The sequence below is a fragment of the Hymenobacter agri genome (assembly GCF_054778495.1).
This window is the reverse complement of record NZ_BAAGZM010000153.1, coordinates 1-7,976: the sequence shown is the minus strand read 5'-3', so window position 1 is coordinate 7,976 and position 7,976 is coordinate 1. Positions and strand designations below refer to the sequence as shown.

At 61.6% G+C, this 7,976-nt stretch carries 8 protein-coding genes; 5 read left to right on the top strand and 3 right to left on the bottom strand.

Translation table 11 applies throughout. From position 1 onward, the window contains the following. The first annotated feature begins 508 nt into the window (after nt 1-508). On the top strand, nt 509-961 hold the full coding sequence (locus tag ACYVDE_RS09855; protein ID WP_460501334.1) for an energy transducer TonB: 453 nt from the start codon (nt 509-511) through the stop codon (nt 959-961). Nucleotides 962-1,097: 136 nt separating this feature from the next. Here the strand turns inward: ACYVDE_RS09855 and ACYVDE_RS09850 are convergent, their stop codons facing one another. Next, the gene (locus tag ACYVDE_RS09850) at nt 1,098-3,029 is read right to left on the bottom strand and encodes a BamA/TamA family outer membrane protein (RefSeq protein WP_460501332.1); all 1,932 of its coding nucleotides are present in this window, start codon (nt 3,027-3,029) and stop codon (nt 1,098-1,100) included. A gap of 260 nt (nt 3,030-3,289) precedes the next feature. Between ACYVDE_RS09850 and ACYVDE_RS09845 the strand changes: the two genes are divergently transcribed. Next, nucleotides 3,290-4,558 carry a putative DNA modification/repair radical SAM protein gene (locus ACYVDE_RS09845; RefSeq protein ID WP_460501331.1) on the top strand — a complete coding sequence of 423 codons (1,269 nt, stop codon included), beginning with the start codon at nt 3,290-3,292 and terminating at the stop codon, nt 4,556-4,558. 7 nt (nt 4,559-4,565) lie between these two features. Continuing rightward, the gene (locus ACYVDE_RS09840) at nt 4,566-4,841 is read left to right on the top strand and encodes a hypothetical protein (protein WP_460501330.1); all 276 of its coding nucleotides are present in this window, start codon (nt 4,566-4,568) and stop codon (nt 4,839-4,841) included. 26 nt (nt 4,842-4,867) lie between these two features. On the opposite strand, the gene ACYVDE_RS09835 is transcribed toward ACYVDE_RS09840, so the two are convergent. Further along, nucleotides 4,868-5,239 carry a cupin domain-containing protein gene (locus tag ACYVDE_RS09835; protein ID WP_460501329.1) on the bottom strand — a complete coding sequence of 124 codons (372 nt, stop codon included), beginning with the start codon at nt 5,237-5,239 and terminating at the stop codon, nt 4,868-4,870. A 78-nt stretch (nt 5,240-5,317) separates the two neighbouring features. On the opposite strand from ACYVDE_RS09835, the gene ACYVDE_RS09830 reads away from it, so the two are divergent. Beyond that, nucleotides 5,318-6,250, top strand: coding sequence for a TIGR03915 family putative DNA repair protein (locus ACYVDE_RS09830; protein ID WP_460501328.1), 933 nt, complete (start codon nt 5,318-5,320; stop codon nt 6,248-6,250). A 107-nt stretch (nt 6,251-6,357) separates the two neighbouring features. Then, a complete protein-coding gene (gene rfbD / locus ACYVDE_RS09825) occupies nt 6,358-7,221 on the top strand; it encodes an SDR family oxidoreductase (protein ID WP_460501327.1) in 864 nt (287 codons plus the stop codon). A gap of 139 nt (nt 7,222-7,360) precedes the next feature. Here the strand turns inward: rfbD and ACYVDE_RS09820 are convergent. Next, nucleotides 7,361-7,976: MFS transporter (locus tag ACYVDE_RS09820; RefSeq protein WP_460501325.1), on the bottom strand; the 616-nt coding region annotated here is incomplete at its 5' end.

Below are 7,976 nucleotides of genomic sequence, written 5' to 3'. Positions count from 1 at the left end.
CGCACACGCAGGCCTGCCGCCGGGCTAGCAGCCGCACAATGGCGATGCGCGCCGGGTGCCCCAACGCTTTGGCCACGGCCGCCAGCTGCTGCTCGGCCTCGGTAAAGTGGTCGCGCTTATGAGTTGCCATATGCTCTCTACTGTTTATCGTAAATAAACGATGGCAAATGTAAGGCGCGTTGCCATCATTAGCTCCTGGTCAAATAGTATTGTTAGAATAATACTGTTTTGATTAACAAAAAAATAATGCGAGCAATGGGCTGCAGGCTGGTTTCGGTTAATCTGCGAATAGTCCCAAAAAATCAATTATTTCAGCTCAGTAGCCAGTTTAGTCTTTTTTCGGGCTTTAAATAATACCACGTAATTCAGGCGCTGGTTATCCCTCATGATTTTTTGTAATCATTCGATAAGTCAATTTTGTGGCAACTATTTTGTAGCTTTAAAACGTAGATATTGCAGACCGCGGTAGTGGTCGTCGGCTTCTCCCACTTTCTTATCGGTACTTCTCGTGAAACATCCTTTACCCCTTGTTGTATTTGCCGGGCTGCTGGGTTTGCACATGGCCAGCCCTGGCTATGCCCAAAGTGGCCCCAACCAGCCCGCGCCCGCCAGCCCTGTTGCACCGGCCGCCATCAACCCCGACTCGGTGTATGTGAACCCAGAGGTACGGCCCCAGTTCGTGGGCGGCGACCGGGCTTTTGCCGCTTACGTGGGCAAAGCCATTCGCTATCCCAAGCAGGCTCTCGACCGTCGGGTGTCGGGCAAAGTGTATATCAGCTTCACGCTCAGCGCCCAGGGCAAGGTGCAGGATGCACACGTGGTGAGCGGCCCCGGCAACGGCCTCAACGAAGAAGCCCTGCGCCTCATCTGGACCATGCCCGCCTGGGAGCCCGGCCGCGTGAACGGCCAGCCGGTGCGCGTGGCCTGCACGCTGCCCATTGCCTTCAATTCGGGCCGCTAAGCCTGCCTGCCTGGGCCACGTAGCAACTAGCAGATACTATTCCTTTATTGCGCAGATTGATAATTAGTTAGGCTAACACGACAGTGCCCGGCTTTCGCATCGAAGGCCGGGCACTGTCGTGTTAACGTCCCGGGGCTTATTGGTAAACGGGCACACCGGGCGAACCCAGGCCAAAATCACTGAAGGTGATGGTTTCGCGGGTGCTTTCGTACATCTTAATCCCATTGGCTGCGTTCAGCCCCCGCGGGTAGTAGCCCAGCAGCAGCTGAAACGTGCGCAGCACCGTGAACTCGTTGCGGAAGCGCAGGCCCAGCCCGAAGCCGGTGTACGGCGCCCCGTCGAACGGGGAGCCGCCGCCCGGGCGCTCCGTCACCCAGGCCGCATCGGCGAAGGCAATGCCGGCCAGGCGAAAGCCCAGCAGCGAGAGCGGCGTGAACAAAGTGGTTTCGTAGTTCAGCACGAAGCGGCTGGTGGCCCGGATGGGGCTGGCCGGAGAAAACCCGCGCAGGCCCCGGTCGTTGGTGATGCCCTGCTGCAGGAAATCGCCGGGCCGGCGGTTCAGGCCAATGGTGGCGCGGCTGCTGAGAAAATGCCGGTATTGCCAGTTGCCACGATGGTAGAGCCGGGTGAACGACGTAAGCTCGCCCGTGAGCAGCCCCTGCTCCCAGCGGCGGCCCTCGTCGAGGCGCTGATAGCCACCCACATCCAGCGCGCCGTAGAGGTAGCCGGTGCGGGCGCTGTAGCCGGCCGCCGCAATGCGCACATCAAAATAGTGGTGCGGTACCACGCTGTTTATATCGTAGCCAGCGGTGAAACTCACCAGCGTACCGGTCGGAATATCTTCGGTGCGGCCGAAGCCGAACAGGTACCGGTCTTTGTAGTAGCGACGCACCGAGTAGCCCACCGTGCCCAGCAGCAGGGTGGAGTTGTGGTAGGAATTCACGTAGTTGGGTACCTCCACCGGAGCAGGGTCCGGTACCGTCTGGAACTGGGTGCGCACCATGCGGGTAGCGACGATGATGCGGCCCGGGTTTTCGTAGCCCAAATCGTAGGAGCGCAGCCGCAGGGCGCGGCCTATCCATGCATCCTGCACGGTCGATTCCAATGGGTAATAGCGGGGAGTCAGCCCCTGCGGCGTCGACAGCTTGAATTGCTGCGTGTAACGGTCCAGGCTGATGGCGCCGGCGTAGCGCGTAGTAGGCGAATAGAAATCGCGCCTGAGCGACACCCCACCCGAACGGTAGTTGAACTCGTTGCGGTAGCGGCCCTGCGCGTAAAAAAAGTGTCGGAACGGTGCCGTGTAGCTGCCCTCGTAGGCCCAGGTTTGGGGGTTGGTCGTGTTGTCGTACTCGCGGCCGTAGTTGTAGGAATTCTCAATCTGATGGCCCAGGCCCAGAAAGTTCTGGTCGCCGAGCGTGATGGTGCCGGCCGTGGCCGTGCCCACCTGCACGCCGGCCGTGATGCTGAACACGTCGGTGGTCAGCACTTCAATGTCCACACTGTCGCGTGTGGTGGTGCGCTCGTTCACCAGCACCCGGGCGTCGAGAATTTCCGGCGTCTGGCGTAGCAGGCGTTCCGACTCGGCCAGGGCCTGGGGCTCGAGCGCCTGCCCGGGCCGGAACAGCAGCACCTGCCGGATGCGCGCCCGCGAGGTCTTGATGTGCAGGCCGTTGCCGGCTTTGTCGAGCAGGGTGCGGGGGCGGCGGGTCGAGTCGGTGAGGCTGTAGCCGAAGGCATCGAGCGGCCGGATATCGATGCGGCGCACAATCTTGAAATTGTGGCGGTCGAACTGCCGGTCGAGCAACACGGCGTCGAGGCCAGCCTGCTCCTGCTGCCGCTGCGTGAAGTTGAGCAGGCCCGACATGGCTCGGCCCATAATGGTTTTGCGGCGGGAATATGCCTGTAAGCGGTGCAGCAGCCGCTCCTGGTCGAACCGCTCGCGCAGCGAGTCGGGCCGGGCGGGCAGGGCTTCCAGGGTGGCGTGCAGTGAGTCGGGCGGCACGGCCGAGCGCGGGTCGAAAGTTTGGGCGCACGCGGGCCGGGCCAGCCCCGCAAGCAGGAGCAGCACTGGCAGCCAGAGCAACAAAAAATAACCGCGAAAGCGCATGGGCAGGGGCAAGGCTGCAAATTACGAACGGGCGGCGGGGCCGCACACGACCGCGGGGCCGCCCAAGGTTGCGCCAGGGTCGTTTTTGCTAACAGAATGACAAATGCCCAGCACCGTTTTTTCTGAAATAAAGAAACTATTTCTAATAAAATTAGCTTAAGTCGTAGTGCCTGTTTGGGCGCTGTCTACTACTTTTAAAGCCGAAAGCAACGCCCCGCCGCATGAACGAGCGTATTCAGGAGAAACTAAGCATATTAGCCGATGCGGCCAAGTACGATGCCTCGTGCAGCAGCAGCGGCGGCAAGCGCAAAAACGAAGGCAAAGGCCTCGGCAACGCCGAAGGCATGGGCATTTGCCACAGCTACACCGAAGACGGCCGCTGCGTGAGCCTGCTGAAAATTCTGCTCACCAACCATTGCATCTTCGATTGCGCCTACTGCGTTTCGCGCCGCTCGAACGACGTGAAGCGCGCCGCTTTCACGGTGGATGAGGTAGTGGACCTTACCATCAACTTCTACCGCCGCAACTACATCGAGGGCCTGTTTTTGAGCTCGGGCATCTTCTCCAGCCCCGACTATACGATGGAGCGCCTCGTGCGCATTGTGAAGAAGCTGCGCACCGAGCACCGCTTTAACGGCTACATCCACGTCAAAACCATTCCCGGCGCGAGCGAGGAGCTGATTCAGGAAGCCGGCCTCTATGCCGACCGCCTGAGCGTGAACATCGAGCTGCCCTCCGAGCTGGCTCTCACGCAGTTGGCCCCGGAGAAAAACTACCAGGAAATCCTGACCCCGATGGCCCAGATTCGGGACGGCATCCTTCAGAATAAGGAGGAGAAGGCGCTGTTTCACAAAGTTCCCAACTTCGCCACCGCCGGCCAGAGCACCCAGCTCATCGTGGGGGCCAGCGCCGAAACCGATTTGCAAATCATTAAGCTCACCGACAGCCTCTACCAGGGCTACGGCCTGAAGCGTGTGTACTACTCCGGTTACATCCCCGTGACCGATGATGCCCGCCTGCCGCAGGTGACGCAGCCGCCCGTCATCCGCGAGCACCGTCTGTACCAGACCGACTGGCTGATGCGCTTCTACGGCTTCCAGGCCGACGAAATCCTCGACCCCGCCCACCCGCACCTCGACCTCGAAATCGACCCTAAGCTGGCCTGGGCTCTGCGCAACCGCCACGTGTTCCCGGTCGATGTGAATACGGCCGACTATGAGATGATACTGCGCATTCCTGGCGTGGGGGCGCGCTCGGCCAAGCGCATCGTGGCCGCCCGTCGCTTCGCCACGCTCGATATGGAAACGCTGCGCCAGCTGGGCGTGGTACTTAAGCGCGCCAAATACTTCCTCACCTGCCGTGGCGAGCACCAGCCCGTCATCGGCGAGCTGACGGAGCAGCAGGTGCGCCGCCAGATTCTTTTCGGGGCCGGCTCGGTGCGCTCGGCCCTCGTCACGCAGCAGCTCGATTTATTCGCCCAAGCTTCCTGATTTCATTATGAAAGCTGATTTCAATTCCGATTCTTCCGCGCCGCTGCTGCACCCCGGCCAACTGGGCGGCGTGCAGCACGACATTCTTTTTTCTGTCATGAAAGTTATTCACCGCCAGCCCCAGCCGCAGCCCATCGTGCTGCCGCAGTCCGATAAAGTAACCCGGCTTTCGTGCGTGTGCCGCATCAGCGAGCTGATGCCTTTGGTGCGCCAGCTGCACGATGAGGCCCGCGCCCGCTACGAGGCCGGCCGCCAGAGCGAGCAACGCCAGCAGGCGGCGTAGAGCGATGTAGAGACTATATGGCGTTTCTACCGTTTTAGACCCAGGCGCTCTACGGTTTCGCCTTCGAAGTCGAACTCGATGAGCACGGCTGGCGAATTGCCCACCACCCAGCCATCGTGCCCCGGTGCGATGGCCACGACCTGCGGCGCGATGAACTCCTCGCGTGTGCCGTCGGCGTACTCGATGTTGAGGTGGCCGGCCGCCAGAAAGCCGACGTGCGCGTGCTGGCACAACTCGGTGCCCGTCACCGGCTTCATGTCTTTCGACCAGCGGAAACCGACCGGATACACTATCCGTTTCACGCGGGAGTTGCCGGTGCGCACTACGTCGACCTGCGCGCCGCCGACTTCGCGGCGGGTGGCGCCTTTCAAGGGGCCCAGAAGGGTGTCGAGATTCATACTTGCGTATTTAAGTGGCGGAAAGTCAGCAGTACGCAGGCTTAAATACAGTCGTTTCAACCCGAAGCCAGTTTGCCAGTGAAACCCATCCGTCGCCCTGCTTCAGCCGCCTCAGCGGCTGCCACTGCTGCCCGGCGGCCGGCGCCCGCGCTAACGGCCGCGCCGCTGGACTACACCTACGACGGCACGTTTGAGGGCCTGCTCACGGTGCTGTTCACGGTGTACGACTGGCGGGCGGCACCCAACAGCATTCAGCCCGAAGGCACGGCGCAGAGCGGCTTGTTTGCCCAGCCGGCCCACCGCGAAACCGACGAGGCTTTGGCCGCCCGCGTGTGGGAGGGCCTACTGAAAACCATGGACAGCGAAGCCCGCACCCGCCTCTACCACGTGTTTCTGAGCGAGGATGCCGACCGGGAGCTGCTGATTTTCCGGTACGTAGACTTAGCCCTGCGCTCGCCCATGGATATCGCGGAGAATTACGCCAACGCCGACGTGCGCCGCGTGCAGCGCCTGGCCCAGATGATGTTTCGCGAAAAGCACCGCATGGAAGCCTTCGTGCGCTTCGAGAAAACCAGCGACGAGCTGTTCCACGCCACCATCGAGCCCGACATGGACGTGCTGCCGCTCATCGCCGCGCACTTCACTAAGCGCTACGCCGACCAGCGCTGGCTGATTTACGACCGCCGCCGCCACTACGGCCTGTATTACAACCTGACGCGGACCGACGTGATGCAGTTTGAAAACGCGACGGGGCAAAAGTCGACTAATATTTCGGCCACCGTGCTCGACGAGCGGGAGCCGCTGTTCAAGCACCTCTGGCAGACGTACTTTGACCACGTCAACATCCCCGAGCGCCGCAACCTGAAGCTGCACCGGCGCCACATGCCCCTGCGCTACTGGAAATACCTGAGCGAGAAGCAGCCGCGCGAGGTGCGTTTCGAGCCCATCAAAAACAAGCAGCCCATTGTGGGCAAGGAGATTTCGGCCGGCCAGAAGCAGCTGCCGCAGTAGGGTGCGGGGCTGGCCCCCGCCCATTGGTGCGCCGATGTGGCGCTCGAGGCCAACCCCCGCACCCTACGCTTTGGGCCTAACTTGCGGGCTCATTCGAAGTTTTAGCAATGAGCAAGACACTGATTTTTGGGGCCTCCGGGCAATTGGGGCAATGCCTGGCACACGTAGCCCGCGAGCGCGGCACCACGGGCCTCCTGTTTCTGGCCGAGGAGCAGGCCAACATTCTCAATCCCGAGGGCCTGGCCGCCCTGTTTACCGAACAGCAACCCGCCTACGTTATCAACTGCGCGGCCTACACGGCCGTGGATAAGGCCGAAGACGAAGTAGACCTGGCCCGCCGCATCAACCGCGACGGGGTGGAAAACCTAGCCCGCCTCTGCGGCGAGCACGGCAGCACGCTCATCCAGATTTCGACCGATTTCGTGTTTGCCGGCAGCGGCAACCAGCCCCTCTCCGAAACCGACGAAACCGCCCCGCTGGGCATCTACGGCCTCACCAAGCTCGAAGGCGAGCAGGTGATTCCGGAACTTACCAGCCGGTATTTCACGCTGCGCACGAGTTGGCTGTACTCAGAATTTGCCGGCAACTTCGTGAAAACCATGCAGAAGCTGGGCCGCGAGCGCGACGAGCTGCGCGTGATTTGGGACCAGGTGGGCACGCCTACTTATGCCATCGATTTGGCCGGCGTTATCCTCGATATCATCGAAAGCGGTAGCACTGCCTACGGCCTCTACCACTACAGCAACGAGGGCCTGACTTCGTGGTACGACTTCGCCACGGCCATCTTCGAGCTGAGCGGTATTGAAGTAAAAACTACGCCCATCCGCACCAGCGAATACCCGACGAAGGCTACGCGCCCGCCGTTTTCGGTGATGGATAAGACGAAAATTAAAGCCGCACTGGGCGTAGCTATTCCGCACTGGCGCGAGAGCCTGAAAGTGTGCATCGCGCGGCTGGCTGCGGCCGAGTAGCTACTAGCTACAGCAGCATTTAGAGCAGTTTTCAGGTCTTACCGGGAATGCATCCGATTATGTATGCTCGAATACTCAATAAAGCCTCTGCCGTTTGTTCGGCAGAGGCTTTTTTTCATGAGATGAAAGTAGCAGCTGACTAGCCACGTCCATAAAAGCGGCTCACCAGATAAGCCGCGCCCGCGAAGGCGGCCCCCAGCAGGCACACGCCGGGCCAGCCAAAATGCATCCAGACGAAGCCACCCGCCACCGAGCCCAGCGAGCCGCCCGTAAAGTAGCCGGTCATGTACACGGTGTTGAGGCGGCTGCGGGCCTCGGGCACCAGCGAAAAAATCAGGGTTTGGTTGGAGATGTGGGCGGCCTGCACGCCCACATCGAGCAGAATGACGCCCACCACCAGCCCGGCCAGGTGAAAGCCGCCCAGGCCCAGCACCGCGTAGGCAGCCACGGCTAGCAGCGTGCCTACGCCAATGGCGAAGTCGGGCCCGCGGGTGTCGGCGGTGCGGCCGGCAATGGGCGCGGCCAGCGCGCCCACGGCCCCAATCACCCCGAAAAAGCCCGCCACGGCGCTGCCATAGCCATAGGCCGGGCTTTCGAGGAAGAACACCAGCGTGGTCCAGAACACGCTGAAGGCCGCAAACAGCAGCCCACCCACCAAGGCCGAGCGGCGCAGGGCCGGCAGCGTGCCCGCCAACGTAAACAGCGACCGCATGAGCGAGCCGTAGGAGCCCGCGAAATGGGGCTGGTCGCGCGGC

Bases quoted from the DNA above. Each gene is read 5' to 3' on its own strand.
- ACYVDE_RS09845 (WP_460501331.1), top strand. From the start codon at position 3,290: ATGAACGAGCGTATTCAGGAGAAACTAAGCATATTAGCCGATGCGGCC.
- ACYVDE_RS09835 (WP_460501329.1), bottom strand. From the start codon at position 5,239: ATGAATCTCGACACCCTTCTGGGCCCCTTGAAAGGCGCCACCCGCCGC.
- rfbD (WP_460501327.1), top strand. From the start codon at position 6,358: ATGAGCAAGACACTGATTTTTGGGGCCTCCGGGCAATTGGGGCAATGC.
- ACYVDE_RS09840 (WP_460501330.1), top strand. From the start codon at position 4,566: ATGAAAGCTGATTTCAATTCCGATTCTTCCGCGCCGCTGCTGCACCCC.